General features: G+C 35.5%; 1 protein-coding gene and 1 pseudogene. One reads left to right on the top strand and one right to left on the bottom strand.

Translation table 11 applies throughout. The features are described 5' to 3' along the window. Nucleotides 1-332: ketopantoate reductase family protein (locus HQN90_RS38130; RefSeq protein WP_246363038.1), on the bottom strand; the 332-nt coding region annotated here is incomplete at its 3' end. Nucleotides 333-481: 149 nt separating this feature from the next. Here HQN90_RS38130 and HQN90_RS39820 point away from each other — a divergent pair. Continuing rightward, a pseudogene (locus tag HQN90_RS39820) lies at nt 482-626 on the top strand (TetR/AcrR family transcriptional regulator); the annotation flags it as partial.

Raw genomic sequence — 626 nt, 5'->3', positions numbered from 1 at the left:
TTCAAATCTTGCCAAACGTTATTGAATATTAGGACAGGGGTGTTTCCAGCAGCAGTCGATAGTAATTGTGCTGCTTCTGGAAGTTGTTCCGTGTTGACACTCACAATAATGAGATCATAATTTGGGCTCATCTCCTCATGCAGTTTGACGTTCCAGCTTTCTTTTATTAGCTGTTTCCCTCTTCGTACGTCCCACATTTCAAGCTCTATGCTGCTTCCGAAGGTTTCTTTTCTCCCTTTTCTAACGTAAAACTCAACTGTATGCCCTGCCTTTTCAAAAGCCCAAGCATATTGGGTCGATATTACACCTCTACCGAAGAATAAAATTCTCATATTGCCTCCTAAAAAAATATGTTAATCCTTGTTAATAATCAAACAACGTGTTGTATAATGTTATTGTATAGATTCACTATACGGTCATCAACCATCAGATTTTTAATATCTGTCGTATAATCGATTGAACAGAAAAATGGAGGCAAATAATGAATAAGCAACCTGAAATTACAGACAAAACAAGGCAAACATTTATAAATGTATTCTGTGATTTATATAGCCAAAAACCAATTGAAAAAATATCCATTCAAGAGATTGCTAACCAATCAGGATATAATCGCAGTACATTTTATC

The organism is Paenibacillus alba (assembly GCF_013204855.1).
GTDB lineage: Bacteria > Bacillota > Bacilli > Paenibacillales > NBRC-103111 > Paenibacillus_E > Paenibacillus_E alba.
Note: the sequence above shows the minus strand (reverse complement) of the source record. Positions and strands in the feature narration are given on the sequence as shown.